Origin of the sequence: Oscillatoria sp. HE19RPO (assembly GCF_024220515.1) — a bacterium.
GTDB lineage: Bacteria > Cyanobacteriota > Cyanobacteriia > Cyanobacteriales > Laspinemataceae > Laspinema.
Genome location: NZ_JAMXOT010000096.1, coordinates 1 through 19,290 on the forward strand (window position 1 = coordinate 1; position 19,290 = coordinate 19,290).

At 49.2% G+C, this 19,290-nt stretch carries 16 protein-coding genes; 6 read left to right on the top strand and 10 right to left on the bottom strand.

The window, feature by feature from the left end; genetic code table 11:
- The 4 genes from NG833_RS09400 to NG833_RS09415 all read right to left on the bottom strand — a co-directional run.
- A partial coding sequence (locus NG833_RS09400; RefSeq protein WP_254565031.1) for a HEAT repeat domain-containing protein occupies positions 1–3,043 on the bottom strand: 3,043 nt, incomplete at its 3' end.
- 599 nt (positions 3,044–3,642) lie between these two features.
- Positions 3,643–3,918, bottom strand: a complete 276-nt coding sequence (locus NG833_RS09405) for a DUF4351 domain-containing protein (protein ID WP_254565032.1) — start codon at positions 3,916–3,918, stop codon at positions 3,643–3,645.
- A 199-nt stretch (positions 3,919–4,117) separates the two neighbouring features.
- Positions 4,118–5,026, bottom strand: coding sequence for a DUF4351 domain-containing protein (locus tag NG833_RS09410; protein WP_254565033.1), 909 nt, complete (start codon positions 5,024–5,026; stop codon positions 4,118–4,120).
- 360 nt (positions 5,027–5,386) lie between these two features.
- Positions 5,387–6,349, bottom strand: coding sequence for an aldo/keto reductase (locus NG833_RS09415; RefSeq protein ID WP_254565034.1), 963 nt, complete (start codon positions 6,347–6,349; stop codon positions 5,387–5,389).
- An 83-nt stretch (positions 6,350–6,432) separates the two neighbouring features.
- On the opposite strand from NG833_RS09415, the gene NG833_RS09420 reads away from it, so the two are divergent.
- The 3 genes from NG833_RS09420 to NG833_RS09430 all read left to right on the top strand — a co-directional run bounded on the left by NG833_RS09420 (position 6,433) and on the right by NG833_RS09430 (position 9,136).
- Complete coding sequence (locus NG833_RS09420) at positions 6,433–7,044, top strand: DUF1802 family protein (protein WP_254565035.1); 612 nt, start codon at positions 6,433–6,435, stop codon at positions 7,042–7,044.
- Positions 7,045–7,105: 61 nt separating this feature from the next.
- Complete coding sequence (locus NG833_RS09425) at positions 7,106–7,285, top strand: hypothetical protein (RefSeq protein WP_254565036.1); 180 nt, start codon at positions 7,106–7,108, stop codon at positions 7,283–7,285.
- A gap of 249 nt (positions 7,286–7,534) precedes the next feature.
- Positions 7,535–9,136, top strand: a complete 1,602-nt coding sequence (locus NG833_RS09430; protein ID WP_254565037.1) for a DUF1565 domain-containing protein — start codon at positions 7,535–7,537, stop codon at positions 9,134–9,136.
- A gap of 310 nt (positions 9,137–9,446) precedes the next feature.
- On the opposite strand, the gene NG833_RS09435 is transcribed toward NG833_RS09430, so the two are convergent.
- The 3 genes from NG833_RS09435 to NG833_RS09445 all read right to left on the bottom strand — a co-directional run bounded on the left by NG833_RS09435 (position 9,447) and on the right by NG833_RS09445 (position 12,516).
- On the bottom strand, positions 9,447–10,430 hold the full coding sequence (locus NG833_RS09435) for an aromatic ring-hydroxylating dioxygenase subunit alpha (RefSeq protein WP_254565038.1): 984 nt from the start codon (positions 10,428–10,430) through the stop codon (positions 9,447–9,449).
- A 279-nt stretch (positions 10,431–10,709) separates the two neighbouring features.
- A complete protein-coding gene (locus tag NG833_RS09440; protein WP_254565039.1) occupies positions 10,710–12,035 on the bottom strand; it encodes an MFS transporter in 1,326 nt (441 codons plus the stop codon).
- A 271-nt stretch (positions 12,036–12,306) separates the two neighbouring features.
- The gene (locus NG833_RS09445) at positions 12,307–12,516 is read right to left on the bottom strand and encodes a hypothetical protein (protein ID WP_254565040.1); all 210 of its coding nucleotides are present in this window, start codon (positions 12,514–12,516) and stop codon (positions 12,307–12,309) included.
- A gap of 120 nt (positions 12,517–12,636) precedes the next feature.
- Here NG833_RS09445 and NG833_RS09450 point away from each other — a divergent pair, with 120 nt between their 5' ends.
- A complete protein-coding gene (locus NG833_RS09450; RefSeq protein WP_254565041.1) occupies positions 12,637–14,577 on the top strand; it encodes a CocE/NonD family hydrolase in 1,941 nt (646 codons plus the stop codon).
- Positions 14,578–14,843: 266 nt separating this feature from the next.
- Here NG833_RS09450 and NG833_RS09455 read toward each other — a convergent pair whose 3' ends face one another.
- On the bottom strand, positions 14,844–15,071 hold the full coding sequence (locus NG833_RS09455) for a hypothetical protein (RefSeq protein WP_254565042.1): 228 nt from the start codon (positions 15,069–15,071) through the stop codon (positions 14,844–14,846).
- Positions 15,072–15,218: 147 nt separating this feature from the next.
- Between NG833_RS09455 and NG833_RS09460 the strand changes: the two genes are divergently transcribed.
- Positions 15,219–15,416, top strand: coding sequence for a hypothetical protein (locus NG833_RS09460; protein ID WP_254565043.1), 198 nt, complete (start codon positions 15,219–15,221; stop codon positions 15,414–15,416).
- 83 nt (positions 15,417–15,499) lie between these two features.
- On the opposite strand, the gene pyk is transcribed toward NG833_RS09460, so the two are convergent.
- Positions 15,500–17,281 (bottom strand): pyruvate kinase, encoded by a 1,782-nt coding sequence (gene pyk / locus NG833_RS09465; RefSeq protein WP_254565044.1) that lies wholly within the window; start codon positions 17,279–17,281, stop codon positions 15,500–15,502.
- Positions 17,282–17,589: 308 nt separating this feature from the next.
- Between pyk and crtR the strand changes: the two genes are divergently transcribed.
- Positions 17,590–18,495 (top strand): beta-carotene hydroxylase, encoded by a 906-nt coding sequence (crtR, locus tag NG833_RS09470; RefSeq protein WP_254565054.1) that lies wholly within the window; start codon positions 17,590–17,592, stop codon positions 18,493–18,495.
- A 240-nt stretch (positions 18,496–18,735) separates the two neighbouring features.
- Here crtR and aroH read toward each other — a convergent pair whose 3' ends face one another.
- The gene (aroH, locus tag NG833_RS09475) at positions 18,736–19,125 is read right to left on the bottom strand and encodes a chorismate mutase (RefSeq protein WP_254565045.1); all 390 of its coding nucleotides are present in this window, start codon (positions 19,123–19,125) and stop codon (positions 18,736–18,738) included.
- Positions 19,126–19,290 lie beyond the last annotated feature (165 nt).

Consider the following 19,290-nt stretch of genomic DNA (forward strand, 5'->3'; position numbering starts at 1 on the left):
GCGGGGGTGCCGATGGCGTCATCGTGCGATCGCCAATTTCTTTCGGCACAAAATCGTTATCCTTCGCCCCAGGAATTTTAGCCAAATAACAATCCCTCACCGCCAACAGAAAGCCTTTAATCGCATCCGGTGCACCGGATTGAGCATCAGCGGTTTTAAAGAAATCTTGCCATTTCTGGGAGTCAGTTTTATACAAATCCACCAAATACAAACCCGCTAAATATTCCGCCACCGGGTCCAGGGCAAACCGCAGGTTTTCTTTACCAACCCCAACAGTTTGTAGCAGACGCAACTTGGATTCCAGATAATGCAAACGTTGGTCTGCATCCGGTATCTTTAAAGCGGCGATCGCATCTTTAATGTGAGCACTGGCGGGACGATAGCGCTCTTTCAGACATTCCCAGGCGATCGCTTTAGCATCTTGGTGCAGAGTGCGATCGGCGAGTTTATCTTCCGTGACATCCCGATTCAATTCGTTTAAATAGGACAACATTAAATCCGGGATATTCTCCGGCAAATCTGCCGATTGATACCCTTCCTTTGCCGAAATTAACTGTTCAGCATATAACTTTGCCAGTAATACCGTAATGTCTCTCGTCCCCACCATATCCGAGAGTTGAATGCAGGCGTTGAAAAATTCCTTATCCGTGAATAAACCCCGCTTCCCCCGTTGATTGAGGTACGCTTCCATAAACGAAGACAGCCGATTTCCAGCGATGCGAAGGGGTTTAATGCGGCACTGAGTCGTGCGATTCAGCGGTTCTTCCAGTCGCGAAGTAATCACCAAAGCATTGATATCCAATGATTCCTGTTGGATTTGCTGGCGGGTGGCTTCGCTCATTTCAGAAATGTGGTCTAAGATGACCAGAATCCGCCGATGTTTGAGTAAATTGGCCAGCAATTCATCAGAAATGGGCTCCGCTTTTCCCGTGAGGTCCTGGAGTTGGCGGCGAATGGTTTCCCGCAACGGGTGAGGGGTGGCAGTGAGTCGGGGGGTGAGTTCTTCTTCGATTAAAATGGGAATGGTGAGATGGGGAGCGAGCCGATGTTGGGGAGTTTCTTCGATGGCCCAAAGTGCGATTTGACAGGCGATGCTCGTTTTGCCCGAACCGCCTTCCCCGACAATCAGCAGACAGGCGCGTTGGCGATCGAACAGGGGACGCAGACTCTCCGAGGTGAGGTCCGGGAGGGTATTGCCATCGAGGATAACGGGGATATTGATATAGGTGCGACGTTCCTGGACGGTTTCTATGGTTTTAAATTCCTCTCGGACAGTGCTGATGTGAGCAGTCACCCAGGCATCCATCACCCGAGGGCGATCATAAAACCAACTAAAAAAGGTCCAATCCCGAATCTTCACCGGCGCACCCCCCCAGGATTCGGGGAATTTAAATTCGTAGGGTTTCAGAGCGTCATTAATCGCCACCAACAACCGGGGACACAACCAGAACAGCATCGACCACAGAGAGGGGAAGAACACCAGATAAAACAGTCCTCCCGCCAACCATTTATTTTGGCGACTCCAATTTGAAAAATGCGCGTTTTTCTGCGCTTGGAGCGCGTTAAGGGAGAGGCGCAGAGTAGAGATATCCGGGTTTGATAATGCAGGATTAGCCCATTGGATAATTTTTAAAGCGGCAGACAAATCCAAGATGGCTCGATCTAACTCGGCTGGCGAGAGGGTTGTTGCCTGTTCCTGAACGCTAAGGGCGATCGACACCAGCGCCTCCGCTGCACTGAGACGCACCGATGAATTTGAGTCATTTTGGAGGGCCTTTACCAAGTCGGGAACCGCTGCTTTGGCATCCGCACCGATACTTCCCAACGCCTGCGCTGCACTGAGACGCACCGATGAATTTGAGTCATTTTGGAGGGCGTTTACCAAGCCGGGAACCGCTGCTTTGGCATCTGCACCGATACTTCCCAGCACCTTCGCTGCATTGAAACGTATAAATGAATCTGAGTCATTTTGGAGGGCTTTTAGCAAATCGGGAACTACCGCTTCGGCATCCGCACCCATACTCCTCAACGCCTCCGCTGCAGTGAAACGCACCCATAAACTTGAGTCATGTTGGAGGGCATTTACCAAGTCGGGAACCGCTGCTTTGGCATCCACACCGATACTTCCCAGCACCTTCGCTGCATTGTCACGCACCGATGAATCTGAGTCATGTTGGAGGGCCTTTACCAAGTCAGGAACCGCTGCTTCGGCATCCGCACCCATACTCCTCAGCGCCTCCGCTGCACTGAGACGCACGAATGAATCTGAGTCATGTTGGAGGGCTTTTACCAAGTCGGGAGCTACCGCTTCGGCATCCGCACCCATACTCCCGAGCGCCTCAGCTGCACTGCGTCGTACCCATGACTCTGAGTCATTTTGGAGGGCATTTACCAAATCGGGAACTGCTATTTTGGCATCCGTACCACTTCTCCCCAGCGCTGCAGCCGCAATGCTTCGCACTTGGCCCTCAGAGTCATTTTTCAGAGATGCTCTCAACTCGGGAACAGAATCTTTTATGAGTTGGTATAAACCTTCTTCTTCCGGAATGCTTAACCAGCGGCTCGGCAAGGGAAACGAGGCGGCAGCAATGCGCCGGACTCGGGGATCTGGGTCTTGTAGTAGTAACTTAAGCAAGGCAGGGCCAACAGAATCCAGATTCCTATGCCTCGTAGTCTTTAGAACTGTAGCCGTTATCCCTCGCACTCGAGGGGAGTCCGACTCCAAGGCTTTCAGTAAGTCTGGAACCGCAGGATCACCAATTCTCCTCAATGCCTCAACTGCACCCTGACGGATGAGAAAATTATCGGACTCTAAGGCTTTGATTAAGGCAGGGACAGCAGGTACACCAACTTCTGCTAATGCCGCTACGCGATCCTCCCGGGTGAATTCATCCGCCACTTTTAATTGCTCAATGAGTGGGGCAATTTCCGCGTCCGTGGGGGTTTCGGCGGTGGCGGGGGTTGTCAGCAGCAGGGTTGAGGTCCAGGAGAGGACGGTGAGAGCAACGGTGGCAAAGAGTTTATGGGAGCGAGTGTGGGTCATTAGCTACCAGGATAAACCCCCTTACGGAGGTTCCCCTCAAAGTTAGAAGAATATTGCTTCTATTATAATTGGCGTTTTCTCAGCAGAGGGTTACATTCGTGACATTTTTCGGCAGGGTGGGAAAAGCAGGAGAATTTCCTCTCCGGTGGAACCCGCTTAATTTGTCAAGGGCAGGATTTCCCTTCTGGTTCCCTTCCAGCAGGTTGAGAAACCGGGTTTCTTGCGACAATTTGGGTGAGGTGGCAAAAGTTATGGTAGAAACCCGGTTTCTGGTTCAAGACTTACCCAGATGTTGAGAATCAACCCGAAATGTAGCCGCGATTCGAGAATCGCCAGTCCAATCCACCCTAAATAATGTAGTAGTTGCAACAACCGGCGGGGGTTCAAACCCCCGCCTGTAGTGGCGCTTCGCGAAGCGCCCCTACAAGGCCGCCAATCGTTTGAACCCCCGCCGGTGTTGAGAATGGTGCAAGATGTCAGTTAAAACCGACTAAACATCCCACTGGATAAGACTTTCAGTCGTCTTTAGACGACTTTAGCTGTTAGGCCGCCAATCGTTTGAACCCCCGCCGGTGTTGAGAATGGTGCTGCGCTATCAACTATTCCTCGGTTAGCGGAGGCAAAGCTGCCATAAATTCATCTAAGGAATTCACTTCAATCAGGCACTCCCCTAACTCCTCTAATTGCTCCATATTCAACCGTTGCAGAGTTGTTTCTACCAACTCCGGTACTTCTCCAAACCGACGCCGGAGCAGGCGCTGGATAAACCTCCGTCCTCCTTCTTCTCGTCCTCGCTGCTCTCCGATCCGTTCTCCTTCCTCTAAAATGGATTGACCCCAGGGAGATTCCAGTAATGCTTGGTGTTCTAAGTCCATAACTTGCTCCACCCGATTGGTTCGGAATACAACTGTAGCAAAAATTCCCAGAACTTACGCAATATCAAAACCTAAATAATGTAGAGGTGATTCGGGAATCGCCTCTACATTATTTAGGGTAGATTCTCAAAATATGCGTAATTCCTGTGTTTTTTTTGCAGTAGGACGCCGGAGATTTAACGCTCTACTGCTCTATCAACTACTCCTCGGTTAGGGGAGGCAAAGCTGCTATAAATTCATCTAAGGAATTCACTTCAATCAGGCGATCGCTTAACTCCTCTAATTGCTCCACATTCAACCGTGGCAGAGTTGTTTCTACCAACTCCGGTACTTCTCCAAACCGAAGCCGGAGTTGGCGATGTAGAATTCGGACTGCTTCTTGCTCTCGTCCTCGCTGCTCTCCTTCTTCTCGTCCTTTCTCTAGTCCTCGCTGCTCTCCTCGTTCTGCTCCTTGCTCTAAAATAGCTTGGCCCCAGGGAGATTCCAGTAATGCTTGTCTTTCTAAGTCCATAACTTGCTCCACCAGATTGGTTCCTAATACAAATGTAGCAAAAATTCCCAACAATCGTTGTAAATCTTCGGCGCGTTCTTCATCTTCGAGACGGAGGGAGGCACGGCGTAATATAGTTTCGCTTGCGCCGCCTTTCATGACGGGTGCTAAGGGCAATAATCCCCGGAGATTGGGTTCAAAGGCGATTTCTACATCGGTTTCCCAGAGATTAATCACCCGATAGTCTTGTCTTGCCTTTAGTCCTAGGACTTCGGATTCATAGTGGTCCAGAATGGGGGTGTTTCCTTCGGGGGGGAAAATATTGATCAGGACTGGATAGACGCGGATATTATATTTTTCTTCCGCGAGTCCAGCATAGGCGCGAATCCTGCGCGGCATTCGCGGATGGGGACGAAATTGGAATTCGTTGAGGGCGAGAATTTCTCCAGTTGTTGGGCTATAGGCTTTGATTAGGGTGTCGGTATCTCGACTAATCCATTGGAATTCGGAATCGAGGAGGGTTTGGGCTACCATATCGGGTGTTTTGGTGACCCATTTCACCCATCCATCCGGGGCGAGGGCGATTAGTCTCTTGCTACTAATGTCTGCTTGTGCCATATTTTATTGTGGGAATATTTCTATTTATATTAAATCATGTTTAAGCAAGATATTTTATTAATTTATGTAAATTTGTAAAATTAAGAAATAGTATTTTGACCGGCATTTATTAATTGTGAACAACCCTAAAATTGTAAGTTTTCCTCGTGACGTGGCTCTGCCGCGTCACGCTGCTTTGGAGGCTCTGCCTCCAGTCCCAAAGCAAGGGCTTAATCTACCTATTTTACCTGTCACAGCTTCAACTCTTTACCACACAGAGGTACAGGCGGCAGAGCCGCCAAGAATGCGTGACGCGGCAGAGCCACGTCACGAGGATAAGAGCCACGTCACGAGGATAATGAGTGGTTTATCAACGGGTTTTTAGAAGTTCCACATCACTTGATTTTCATCGAGTTTATCGGTGACAATACGCCCGATCGCATCAATTTCTTTGACCTCTTCTGGGGATAATTTCACATCGGCTGCTTTGGCATTATCCGTGGCTTGTTGCTCGTTTCTTGCGCCGACAATGGCACAGGTTTGGGGTTGAGCAATTAACCAGGCTAAGGAGAGTTGGGCTAAGGTACAATCATGGCGACTGGCAATGGGTCGGAGTTTCTCTAAGGCTTCTTGAACTCGCGCATAATTCTCCTTATCGGCAAAGAGTTTATTTTTAGAGCGATGGTCACCTTCGGCAAATTTATGATCCGGTCCAAATTTGCCGGTTAAAAGTCCCTGGGCGAGGGAAGAATAGGAGATAATTGAAATGTTGTTTTCAACACAGTAGGGCATTTGGTCGTTTTCGATTTTTCGCCAGAATAAAGAATAGGGAGGTTGCAAACTATCAATCTGTCCATATTGTGCCGCTTCTTCCAGTTGGGTGCGGTTAAAGTTGGAGACACCGACTGCCCGAATTTTGCCTTGTTCTTTCAGTTTGACCATTGCTCCCATTGTTTCGGCAATGGGAACGGTTTCACTTCCATAGGTTCCAGAAGGCCAGTGAATTTGATAGAGGTCGATATAGTCGGTTTTGAGGTTTTTTAAGGAGCGATCGCAAGCTTCCATTACTTGGTCATGTTTGAGATGAGTTGAGAAAACTTTGGTGGCATAAATGACATTCTCTCTCACATCAGACAGGGCGGAGGCGACGATTTGTTCGGAATATCCATCTCCATACGCTTCTGCTGTATCAAAGGTGGTAATTCCGGCGTGATAGGCAGCGCGCAGGGCTTGGATGATATCATTATCTTCGATGCCTACCCACATCTTTTTCCCCGCTTGCCAGGTTCCGATAATGATGGGGGTAATTTTTAACTCGGATTTGCCTAATGTTCTCGTTTCCATGTTGACCTCTTAAACTAGAATGAAGACTACTTTTTACGGTGGTCTGTCTTATTTTAACGATTCGTCTCAATAGGGGTGATTACATGGAATTAACGGCTGCTTTGAAGGAATGGGCGACTGCGGTGGAAGCGTTAGAACGAGGGGAGACTATCCTGTTACTCCGCAAAGGCGGGATTCGGGAAGTGGGGGGTCGCTTCCAGGTTCCGGAGTCGGAGGTGTTGCTGTATCCGACGTTTGAGCATCAAAAACCTGAGTTGCTGAAGGCGGACTATGGCTCGAATGTCACCCCAGTGGCGTCGGGATGGCATCCAGAACGGGTGCGGATTGGCAGTTGGGCGAGTATTACCGATTTGTGGCCGATCGCCGTGGAAACGGAGGAAATAGCCGCATCTGTGCAGTCGGCGTTGCTACCGTATCACATTTGGAACGATCGCTTTGTGGGCGATCGCCTCCAGTGGAAACCCCGTCAACCCCTGTATCTGTTGCTGTTGCGGACCTATCGTCTTGCTGAACCGCGAGAAATTGCTTACTGTGAGGCGTATGGCGGATGTAAGTCATGGATACAGCTAACCGAGGCAGTCGCCACGGCAGACTCATTCCCGGTGTTGGATGAGGTGGCATACAGCAATTTGCGCGATCGCCTCCGGGACATTGTGGCAACGCTGACTTATACTGACTCTGGCGATCGCTCCTGATTGCTTGCGTCGCATTGGGTAATAAAATGTCATAGAATAGGGATTTTGTCCAGAGGAGGGGTTGGGTAATACCCTGAAACCTCTAGGGTATGATGACAGGCGATCGCTATACCACTTGCTGGACTGTCCTACGGTTTACCTTTATTCTCTGTCTAAATATAAATTATCCTCGGGATGCATCCCCAGACAGTCTGCACTTTCTGGGGAAATTGGCGCAATTTGCTGTATAGGAGTCAGTTAAAAGAGTGACCCAATCGGGTTTCCGTACTGGGGAGAGGGTGAATAGATTGAGAGTGTGAAAAATAAATGGACGTTCGGAGTAATACGGAATCCGGTTGTCATCGGTCAAAACCCGCACCCTCAAGGGTGGGGCTATACGGACAAAGCCTGCCTCCGCAGGCTAGAAGCGAAAACCGACTGCTTACAACCAGATTCGGTATAACACTCCCTGATGAAACGTCAATATTCTACCTCTCAATCTTCTAAGGTTATGAACAATAAATCTAAATCTCGTCGCGCCATCGCCTCTCTTCCCGCCAGTTTAGCTGCCTTATTACTCTGTACCGGGGCCGCAACGGTACTTCCCACGATTGCTCAAGTGAGAACTGGCCAGACTCCCATTGCTGCTGCCACCAGTAATGTCCTCTATGTCAATCCTCAACTGGGACGGGATACTAATGCTGGAACCAGTGAAGCAGCAGCGTATCGCACCATCACTTATGCGTTGCAGAAAGCTCAAACAGGGACGGTGATTCAGTTAGCTTCCGGAACTTATAGTAAAGATACCGGCGAATCGTTTCCCCTTCCGGTGAAATCTGGAGTGACTCTGCGCGGAAATAGCAGCAACAAAGGACAAGGGGTGCTGATTATTGGCGGTGGCACTTATCTGAGTCGCACCTTTGCTAGTCAAAATGTGACGGTGAATGCTGCTAATACTAGCACAATTGAAGGGGTAACGATTACGAACCCGAATGCTAGTGGCACCGGGTTATGGATTGAATCCACCAATGCTGTGGTTCGGAATAGCACGTTCAAAAATAGTCGTCGGGATGGGATTTTTGTCACCGGCAATGCCTCCCCGAAAATTGAAAATAACGTGTTTATTGAGAACGAGGCAAACGGGATTTCCATCGCCCGGGAAGCTGGGGGTGAAGTTCGCGGGAACATTTTCCAGAATACCGGATTTGGTTTGGCAGTCGGGGGAACTTCCTCGGTGTTCGTGATTGGGAATACGATTTCCCAGAATATTGATGGGATGGTGATTTCCAATTCTGCAACCCCTGTCTTACGGGAGAATGCGATCGAGGGCAATGAACGGGATGGGATTGTGGTCATCTCTTCGGCGCGTCCGGACCTGGGGACGGTATCCAGTGAGGGACAGAACCGCATCCGCAATAATGGACGCCATGCTTTATATAGTGTGTCTTCGGAATTGATTCAGGCGGTGGGGAATGATATTGACCGCGATCGCATTATTGGTTCGATCAACTTTGTTCCTGCCGATGTGCAAATCGCCTTTCAGGATGTAGAAGGACATTGGGCGCAAGCGTATATCAGCGCTTTGACCAAAAAAGGGATTATTGCCGGATTCCCCGATGGCACATTTAAACCCAACGAACCTGTAACTCGCGCCCAATTTGCGGCGATCGTTGCCAAAGCATTTGCACCAGCAGCACAACGGCAGGGAATGGCGTTTCGGGATGTCACCAGCAGTTTCTGGGGTGCCGATGCGATTTCTATGGCATACCGAGGCGGATTCCTGGCAGGGTATCCCGAAGGTGTATTCCGTCCTAACCAAGAAATTCCTAAAGTCCAGGCGATCGTTGCTTTAGTCAGTGGATTGGGATTACGCAGTAATGATACTGCTACCCTCTCACGGTACAATGATGCGGCACAAATTCCAGACTATGCCTTGACAGCAGTAGCCGGGGCAACGGAAAATCAATTGGTGGTAAACTATCCCCAAATTGGTCAGTTCAATCCGAATCGGGAAGCAACTCGCGCGGAAGTCGCTGCCTTTGTCTATCAAGCGTTGGTGAATGCGGGCAAAGCAGAAGCGATTCCCTCTCCTTACTTAGTTGCCACTCCATAGTTGGGCCTGGGGTCATTGCCTCACTTTGAGTGTAATACGGATTCCGGTTGTCAAAGTCTATAAAAACCCCGCAGCGTCAAGCCTGGGGCTACAGGAACAAAGCCCGCCTGCGCGGGCTCTTCCATAAAATCGACGGGTTACAACCGGATTTTGTATAATTTACCTGGAAAAAACCCCGCAGCGTCAAGCGTGGGGCTACAGGAACAAAGCCCGCCTGCGCGGGCTCTTCCATAAAATTGAATAGAGACAACCGGATTTGGTATAATTTCCCCAGAGTCGGGATGCGGCAATGCTGCATCCCGATTCTGATTTATACGGTACCATAAGTAACGCCTAAGCGTTTGAGCCATTTGCGGTAGGCGATCGCCGATTGATCGCAAGCTAAATGCACCTCTGCTGCTAAATCCAGAGGCAACCGTTTGGGACGTTGGGATTCTACAATGGGTATATCCTGCTGAACTACGGTTTCTTGAAACTGCCGCAAATCTTCCTCGGGAATATCCTGTCCGTAATTCATGGCAATCCACATCCACCCTAAACACATCTCTTCCTCTAAGGGGGTAATGGTAAAAAATAATCCTAACTTTCCCCCTTGTGCTGCTTTAGCAAAAGATGCAGTTAAAGGACGCCAGATGCGATAATTGTAAGTCACTTCACCGCCAACGCCAGTTCCATCGGGGTCCGGTTGCCACACCTTGAGGTTGTTTAAACTGATGCCTTCGCTATCGGTTTTTACTTCATAGTCTGCTACTTCGGTATGATTGGCATCCCCGAGAAATCCATCATGGACAAAGGGGAAATGGGAGACATCAATAAAATTTTCCATCGCCCGCAACCCACTGGATTCATACCGAAATGGACCGCATAAAAATTTTCTAAAGTTGGCATCCTCCCACTCTAAAAACGGGGGAATGTTATCTGAGGAGAGTGCTGCTTCGGTTTCACCTAAATTTACCCAAACTAACCCATATCGTTCGACACAGGAATAGGCTTTAACCCGCATATTGGGAGGGGGTTTGGGGGTAGAATAGGCGGGAATTAAAACGCATTGACCCTCGGGATTATAGGCGAGTCCGTGATAGGGACAAACGAGGGTATTTCCGCAAACTTTGCCCAGAGAGAGTCGCGCACCTCGGTGGGGACAAATATCTTGCCATGCCATGATGCGATCGCCCGACTGCCACAGCAGCAATTCTTCTCCAAATAAGCGCACCGGGGTGATAGTTTCCGCTGGTAAATCACGCACTGCCGCCACCGGATGCCAATCATTCTTTAAAATCGGGTCAATGTTCATAGGGATGCAATTGTTAACGGTTCCTAGGGTATCAAAATTGAGAGTTTTACCCGGGTCAGTATAGCATTTAGGCAAGATTTACGCATTTCTAAACCGCAAACCGTACAGGCGATTCGCGAATCGCCTCTACATTTGTGGATTATGTTAAATATTCCATAACTCCTGTTGATGTCAAATCCAGTCTTCTCTCTTAGCCCGCGCAGGCGGGCTATAGCCCAAGGGGCATGGCTTCGCTAACGTCCGTATAGCCCCACCCTTTAGGGTGCGGGGCCAACCCATCTAATGCTGACTAAATTCCACCGAATTTCTAGCATCTTTTGCCCGGTCTACATCCACACAAGCTAACAAAATGAGTCCCGAAATAAAGAAGATAATCACCCCTAAAATAGCGAGACGGTTGCTGCCGGTAATTAGCCCGATCGCCGCAAAAGTTAACGGTCCTAAAATCGCCGAACCTTTGTTAAAAACCGAGTAAAATCCATAAAACTCCGCTGAGGCATGAATGGGAATCATTCCCCCATAAAATGAACGACTAAGGGCTTGAGACCCCCCCTGCACAAGACCGACAATTCCGCCCAAGATAAAATATTCTGTCGCATTGGTCAAAAAATAGGCGTAAACAATCACCAGACACCAGCCGACTAAACTCACCATCAATGCTTTTTTTGCTGTTATTTTTTTGGCTAACTTACTAAAGCTTAATGCCCCAAAAACACTGACAAATTGAATGAATAATAACGTCACCATCAAGGTGGTGGTTCCTAGACCAATTTCTTGCTGTCCGTAGATGGTTGCCATCGCCATAACGGTTTGGATACCATTGTTGTAGAGCAAATAGGCAATCAGAAATAATAACAAGTGTTTAAACTGCTTAACTTTACGGAGGGTGACCAGAATTCTGATGAGTCCGACTTCAGTATAAGCCCTCCATTTGGGCAAATGTTGATACGCCGCAGGTAAAGATTCCACTGGGGGTTCTTCTTGCACATTTAAAAAGGTAATAATCGCAAATCCACCCCACCATAACCCTGCCATTGCGATCGCCAGTCGGACGGCAAGTTCCTGGGAAATCCCAATAACATCATGTCCCGTCACCAATCCCAAAGAAAGGGCGAGTTGCAGTCCCCCTCCCACATAACCAAAAGCAAACCCTTTTCCCGAAACCCAATCGATTTGGTCATCTGAAGCAATTTGCGGCAGAAAGGCATCATAAAAAATATTCGACCCCACAAAACAAATTTGAGCAATCACAAACAATATCATTGTCTGCAAGATATCCCCAGAACTCGAAAAGACCAGGGCAACTGTCGCTAAACTTCCCCCATAGCAAAACAAGGTCAAAAATCGCTTCTTTGACGCAGAAAAATCGGAAATTGCTCCTAAAATTGGTGCAAAAATAAACACAATAAAGGCAGATGAACTAATCATTAAAGCCCAAATTGACTCAGCCGTGAAATAGGCCCCGCCTATATTTACGCCTTCTGGGGGAACGACAACAGCAGCAAAGTAAGGTGGCAATAAAGCAACCAATACTGTCGTAACGTAGGCAGAATTTGCCCAGTCATACATCACCCAGCCGAATATTTGCTTTTTATTGTTTAACATTTGGAGTTCCAGATAATTTCAGCATGGATTTGGGTATTCCGAGGAAAACACTTCTTAGGACTTCGAGGCGTGACGCATCAACGCCTAAATGTACAGGCGATTCTCGAATCGCCCCTACATTTAGGGTTGATTCTGAAAGAATCCGCAAGTCCTGACTTGGGTACTGTAGCGGTTAGAAACCGGGTTTGTTGACCAACTGTTTACGGTTTAGCAACCCATCTGAACAAAAACCCGGTTTCTTGTCCCTGGGGTCTAAAACTGTACCCTTGCCCTAGGGAGTGAATTTATTTAGTTTATAGCTGACTTGGGGCAAAGTGACAAATTTTTCTGGAGAGTAACTCCCGGTTGATGCTGCCGCAGAGAGAAAAGGCATGAGGGGGGATATTGTGGGTGGGATACCTTGTCCATCCCCCAAATTGAGTCCATCCATCTCATCCGGCATCGGTGGCGATCGCCTCCAAAGAACATCCGTCTCAGGCATTCAGTTTCTGAGTCCCTCCTGCCTAAATTTTCCCCTTGAATCCCCCCAAAACTACCGCCTCACCGGAATCAAAACTCCCGTTTAAAATAGAAACAGTGCAGTCTATAAAAATAGCCCTTTATGAACACTCACTGGAGACGGTGGAAACCCAGATGGTATCGCCCCCTCCTCTTCACCCTTGCCCTTATTTTTAGCCTAATTTTTGGACTGGAACCCGGAGGAGAAACCTGGGCAAAAGTCTCTCCCTTATCCGGAGTCGTCGGTGTAGAAAATCTGGATTCATCCCGTTACCCCACCAACCAAGCATTGTATGTAACCATGCGCGATGGCGTCAAAATTGCCATTGATATCTGGTTGCCCAAACAATTAAACCCGGATGAACAAATCCCCACCCTGATGCGGATGGACCGCTACTGGCGATCGCTGGGAATTATGGGCTATTTTCCCGAATTTGACCCGAACTATCCCGAGGCACAACTGGCAAATAATGCCGGTTATGCGTTAGTTTTAGTCGATTCCAGGGGGACGGGTTCCTCCTTCGGGACTCAAATCTATCCTTGGTCCCCGGATGAAATTCAAGACTATGGAGAAATCGTCGATTGGATTATTGCCCAACCTTGGTCCAATGGCAAAGTTGGCAGTTATGGAACCTCTTATGGTGGGAATGCCACGGAATTTTTAGGGCGATTAAATCATCCCGCAGTCCAGGCGATCGCCCCTCGATTTAATGACTTTGACCCTTACACGCAACTCGCCTTTCCTGGCGGTATTTTTAATGAATGGTTTGTCCAGCGTTGGAGTGAAAACAATCGCCGATTAGATGCTAACGATCGCGATTTTGTCTGTTTAATGGAAGAACTAGAAGGGGCAATTTGTGATGCCCTAAAAGTTGTGATTACCGGGGCAAAACCTGTCGATGCCGATCGCGATGGGACCCTGCAAGCGGAAGCACTGCGCGATCGCACCGCCAACTTAGATGTATATAAAGCCGCCCAAACCATCACCTATCGCGACGATCGCTATGGCACAACCGGCGTAACTCTCCCAGCCTTTAGCCCCTACCACTTTCAAGAAGAAATTTCTCAATCCCAAGTTCCTATATTTAGTATTGCCAGTTGGTTAGATGCGGGAACTGCCAATGGTGCACTCAGTCGATTTCTCACCTATCGCAATCCCCAAAAAGTCGTCATCGGGGCCTGGAATCATGGCGGGACGGAAGATGCCAGTCCCTATCAACCGCCAGATCTGTCTCCGGACCCGCCCCTCTATGAACAAATCGAAGAATTGTTAGAGTTTTTTGATACCTATCTGAAACCCGATAGCAGTCGCCCGCCCATTACCCGAGAAATCCGCTATTACACAATGGTAGAAGACCAATGGAAGACTACCCCCGTTTGGCCGCCTCAAGGCATTGTCTCCCAATCCTGGTATTTCAGCCAGGACAATGGTTTGACTCAAGTTGTACCCCAAACTGAAGCAGGGACCGATGAATATGCGGTAAACTTCGAGGCTACCACTGGCACCCAAAACCGCTGGCATACCAAAGCTGGGGGGAAAGATGTGATATATAATGACCGCGCTAGGGAAGACCAAAAATTAGCAATTTATACAAGCACACCCCTGGCAGAAGCGATGGAAATTACAGGTCATCCTGTAATTACACTTTATGTGAGTTCTACCGTCAATGATGGGGCCTTTTATGTATATTTGGAAGATATTAATGAACAGGGAGAAGTGCTATATGTGACCGAAGGACAATTGCGATCGCTGCATCGGCAGATTTCTTCTGAGACCCCCCCTTATGCCGTCTTTGGACCTTACCATTCCTTTGAACGGCAAGATGGACAACCCCAGCAACCAGGGGAAGTCATGGAACTGTCCTTTGACTTATTACCCACCTCCGTCCTGATTCAGAAAGGGCATCGCCTGCGCGTGGCGATCGCCGGTCATGATGCCGACACCTTTGCCCGATATCCCGCCCAAGGAAACGCTATCTTAACCCTGCATCGGAACGCCATCTACCCGTCCCATATCGACTTACCCGTTATGACCCCAAAATAAAAGCGCGATCCAAATCGCGCCTTTATTGCCCTAATGAGTAGTCTCAAACCGATCTCCTGAATTCCTTCTCACCTTGCTTTACACTTGCGGGTAAAACTTACCCTTTTTATGGAGCCAACTGACCCCATCGGGATCTTTATCCCGAGTCCAATCGCAGAAATTGGGCTTGTTTTTTTGGCGGGAAACACTAGAGGGGTTGATCCCAAAGCGTCTAGCCAATTGCAGTTGGGTAAGGGGAGGGAGTGCCTGACTGGTGGGAATACCAGTCAGGCGACTGATTCCCCCAAGGATGCCTCCAGCTTGGCAATCCTAGTTTCCATCACCACCAACCGCTTATCGAGAGCAGCTTTGGGCGCTAAAGGCGTATAGCCGACATACTCGGAAATAGCCGATAGCGCGAGGTCCTCTAGGCTAATCCCGTTTGCTTTGGCCTTGTGACTCATCGCATTCATCAAGCTGGTTGAGAGATTGAGATTAAACTGCTGTTTGGGCATTGCTGTATCGATATTTAATTTTTAGCAGGCTTATTTATCTATACCTCATATTGGTGCAGTTGCTGGGGATATATCCGATTTTTTAAGTATTTTTTTCAAAAAATTACCCTCGGAGATCGTCATCAATCGCCGCTAGTTTAATGGGTTTTGAAACTCAAACAACCCAAGGACGGGCCGCAGTGGGTGCGGAGGCGATCGCACATCTTGATCCCCTTGTCAGTCAGTAGCCGATCTCAACCAGGCGATCGTCTCCGTTCCCGCAACCCCAACCGCATCGTCAATTCAGAAATCATCGAGGCGATCGGGCCTTCTGAAGCAGCACAAATCAAGATCCGCCAACTTTAACCGGGCCAAAAAAGAAACCTCCGATCAGCCCACCGTTCACCCTTGCGCCTTCAGACTTCCACCAGTCCCTAAACCCCCTTTCATCAAGTCGTCAACACGGCATCAGTTTGGGAAATCGCACCGGAGTAAACCAACCCGCGTTCCATATCCATCGTTAGAATAGCCCCTTCGCGAATCAACTTCGTGGCATTCTTGACCCCAACAATCACCGGAACGCCTAACCGCAACCCGATCACCGCCGCATGAGAAGTCAAACTATCATCCTCCGTGACAATTCCCGAAGCTTTGCGAATCGCATCAATATAATCCGCATTGGTACGCGGGGCCACCAAAATTTCCCCAGGGCCAAAATTGCCCACATCCAGGGCCGTCTGAGCCACTCGCGCCCGACCACTCACCGAACCTTGACCCAGACCGATCCCCTTACCGAGCACCGCCGTCACCACTTCCACCTTAACCAGGTCCGTCGAACCCGAAACCCCTTGCAGAGTACCAGCAGTCATCACCACCAAATCCCCCTCTTGCAGGAGGTCTTTTTCCAGGGCCACATTAATCGCCGCCTGGAAGGTTTGTCCTGTGGAGGGTAAATCTAACACTAACAAGGGTTTAACCCCCCAAACCAATTGCAACTGGCGGGCCACATCCACATGAGGGGTCACCGCCAGAATTGGGGTTTGGGGCCGGAACTTGGAGACATTCCGGGCAGTGGCCCCGGATTTAGTCAGGGTCATAATTGCCCCGGCATCCAGTTGTTCGGCAATTTTGACTACTGCTTGACTAATGGCATTGGGAATCGAACGACTGCGATCGTAAGTAGAACCCTGACCGATCGCCTGATCGTGTTCAATGCGACAGGCAATCCGGGCCATCGTTGCCACCGCCTCAATCGGATGTTTGCCCACAGCAGTTTCATTAGAGAGCATCACCGCATCCGTACCATCGAGGATAGCATTGGCCACATCGGAAATTTCCGCCCGAGTCGCCCGGGGGCTATGCACCATACTGTCCAACATTTGGGTCGCCGTAATCACCGGAATCCCCAAACGGTTGCAGGTGGCAATCAAGCGTTTTTGGACAATCGGGACTTCCTCGGCGGGAATTTCTACGCCCAGGTCCCCCCGCGCCACCATAATCCCATCGCATAAGGGCAGGATGGCTTCCATTTGTTCCACCGCTTCGTGCTTTTCAATTTTGGCAATCACCGGCACGTTCTTGCCACTGGCAGAGATCAGTTCTTTGATTTCGAGAATGTCCTGGGGATTACGCACAAAGCTCAGGGCCACCCAATCCACCCCTTGATCCAGACCAAAGAGTAAATCTTCCCGGTCTTTTTCCGTGAGGGCTTTAATCGACAGGTAGACTCCGGGGAAGTTCACCCCCTTATTGTTGGAGAGGGTGCCACCGACCACCGTGCGACAGTGGAGTTGTCGGGTTACGCGGTCCACCTTTTCCACCCGCATTTCGACGCGACCATCATCCAGGAGGATGGTGGCCCCTTCGGGAATTTCATCGGCCAGGGGTGGATAGGTGACACAGGCAATTTCTTGGTTACAAGACAGGAATTTGCTGGTCAAAATGAACGGGTCACCTTTTTGCAGGTAAATTGACCCGGACTCAAATTGGCCCAGGCGAATTTTAGGTCCCTGGAGGTCTTGGAGAATGCCCACGGGTTGATTGAGTTCAAAGGAAGTTTGTCGAATCAGGCGAATGCTTCGCTGATGATCTTCGTGAGTCCCGTGGGAGAAATTGAGTCGCAGGGTGGTTGCACCGGCTTCAATCAGTTCTCGGAGGATGTCCGGCTGACTGGTAGCAGGGCCTATGGTGGCGACTATTTTGGTTCGACGCAGAAAGTTTCGCAATTGCATGAACGTCCAAGGGGGGGTAGAAGTACGTCCCTAGCTGATGAGGGTAGTGTTTCATCAAAAAATTAGCTGCTAAAGACTCCTAACTATAATCCTCGAAAAAGTGGTAGAGATGAAAGCAGTCCTTAGATCGACTGCCTTTTTGGTTGGACCCTCAAAGACAGTTGCAGCTAATTGACCATTGAGTCTCGTCCCTATAAATAATATTTATAGAAATCCCGAAGATTAGACTCAGGGATTCACAAAACTTTATATTTAAGAATGCTTATCATACATTTTTTGAGGATCTGTTGAAAGGAGTTACGACGACGATGCCAGAGGCGATGCCGCCCCGAACTGTTCCGAAAGAGTTACTGGGACCTCCCGGCGACTTTAATCCGACCCTGCTGATGTTTTTTGGCGCACTCGCCTTGATCGCGATCTCGACTTTGGGATACTGGCGGCTAGACTGGCCCGAATGGTGCTGCTTTTGTACGAATGTTCTGGCCCTGCATCTGGCGGGGACGGTGATTCACGATGCTTCCCATAATGTGGCTCACCGCGATCGCCTCATGAATGCCATCTTAGGTCATGGCAGCGCCTTGATGTTGGGATTTGCCTTCCCTGTGTTTACGCGGGTTCATCATCAGCATCACGCCCATGTCAATGACCCGGAGAATGACCCAGACCACTTTGTGTCCACAGGCGGTCCCCTCTGGCTGATTGCGGCGCGGTTTTTTTATCACGAGATCTTTTTCTTTAAACGGCGACTGTGGCGTAAATATGAGCTATTGGAATGGTTTTTGAGCCGCTTGTTTGTAGCAACTATTGTCTATGTGGCTTGCCAATATGACTCTTTGGGCTACATTCTCAATTTTTGGTTTTCTCCGGCGTTAGTGGTGGGGTTGGCCCTGGGATTGTTTTTTGATTATCTGCCCCATCGTCCTTTTAAAGAACGCAGTCGCTGGAAAAATGCCCGAATTTATGCCAGTCCCATTCTCAATATCCTCATCTTGGGACAGAATTACCATCTGATTCACCATCTATGGCCCTCGATTCCCTGGTACTACTACCAGCGAGCTTACCGGGAAACCCGCCCCCTTTTAGAAGCCAAAGGATCGCCCCTGTGTCTGGGAATCTTCCAGGGAAAAGACTTTTGGAGTTTCCTGTACGATGTGGTTCTGGGGATTCGCTTTCATCACCGGCATCGTGGCGATCGCAAACTCGAAAAAGTTTAAAACAATCGCCCCTCATACCGGATCCAGGAGATAGGGGCTATTCTTGGCCTTACCCGTGTAGGTTTTTTACGTTCAAGGGGATTTACCTCAGATTTGAATACACTTCCGGTCCCCAGAGTAAGTGCACCTCCGGTCCCCTCCCCTTGCCAAGGGGAGGGGACCGTTCGTAATAAACCTACCCTTGTAAGGACGGGCTTTTCTTATCCTCTCGAACCCCCGTTAAGGAGCAATCTGTCCCCCTCACCATTCCCCAACGGAGGTAAAACTCAAATCCGGTCTAAGATTTTTCGCATGACGCAGATAGGGATGATAAATCTCTGTATGGGCTGAGGCAACGTTGACATGAATCAAAAATCGAATACATCGTTCTAAATCTCCCTGAACGTACATATGCTGCACATCCAACAACGGGACATTTTCCCAGTTGGGTCGTTGACGGGCGATCGCAGCGGGGAAAATCGCATCCAAATCCCGCGTCACGGAAAAAGTCGCACTAATAATTAACTCGGGATCCAGCTTATTTCGAGCTTCTAATTCGTCAAGCAGTTCATTCACCGCCTCTCGAATCGCCTCAATGGTATTGTCCGAGGCTGTAATTGCTCCACGAATTGCCTTAACTGTCCACTCCACTCGAAAAATCCTCCTTTTGTGGTTTTGTCGTTGGTCGTTGGTCATTGGTCGTTGGTCGTTGGTCGTTGGTCGTTGGTCGTTGGTCGTTGGTCGTTGGTCGTTGGTCGTTGGTCGTTGGTCGTTGGTTACTGGTCCCTTGACAACTGACAAAGGACAACTGACAAA

Coding starts and splice junctions, on each gene's coding strand:
- NG833_RS09405 (WP_254565032.1), bottom strand. CDS start 3,918: ATGGACTTAGAACACCAAGCATTACTGGAATCTCCCTGGGGTCAATCC.
- NG833_RS09410 (WP_254565033.1), bottom strand. CDS start 5,026: ATGGCACAAGCAGACATTAGTAGCAAGAGACTAATCGCCCTCGCCCCG.
- NG833_RS09415 (WP_254565034.1), bottom strand. CDS start 6,349: ATGGAAACGAGAACATTAGGCAAATCCGAGTTAAAAATTACCCCCATC.
- NG833_RS09420 (WP_254565035.1), top strand. CDS start 6,433: ATGGAATTAACGGCTGCTTTGAAGGAATGGGCGACTGCGGTGGAAGCG.
- NG833_RS09430 (WP_254565037.1), top strand. CDS start 7,535: ATGAACAATAAATCTAAATCTCGTCGCGCCATCGCCTCTCTTCCCGCC.
- NG833_RS09435 (WP_254565038.1), bottom strand. CDS start 10,430: ATGAACATTGACCCGATTTTAAAGAATGATTGGCATCCGGTGGCGGCA.
- NG833_RS09440 (WP_254565039.1), bottom strand. CDS start 12,035: ATGTTAAACAATAAAAAGCAAATATTCGGCTGGGTGATGTATGACTGG.
- NG833_RS09445 (WP_254565040.1), bottom strand. CDS start 12,516: ATGCCTGAGACGGATGTTCTTTGGAGGCGATCGCCACCGATGCCGGAT.
- NG833_RS09450 (WP_254565041.1), top strand. CDS start 12,637: ATGAACACTCACTGGAGACGGTGGAAACCCAGATGGTATCGCCCCCTC.
- NG833_RS09455 (WP_254565042.1), bottom strand. CDS start 15,071: ATGCCCAAACAGCAGTTTAATCTCAATCTCTCAACCAGCTTGATGAAT.
- pyk (WP_254565044.1), bottom strand. CDS start 17,281: ATGCAATTGCGAAACTTTCTGCGTCGAACCAAAATAGTCGCCACCATA.
- crtR (WP_254565054.1), top strand. CDS start 17,590: ATGCCAGAGGCGATGCCGCCCCGAACTGTTCCGAAAGAGTTACTGGGA.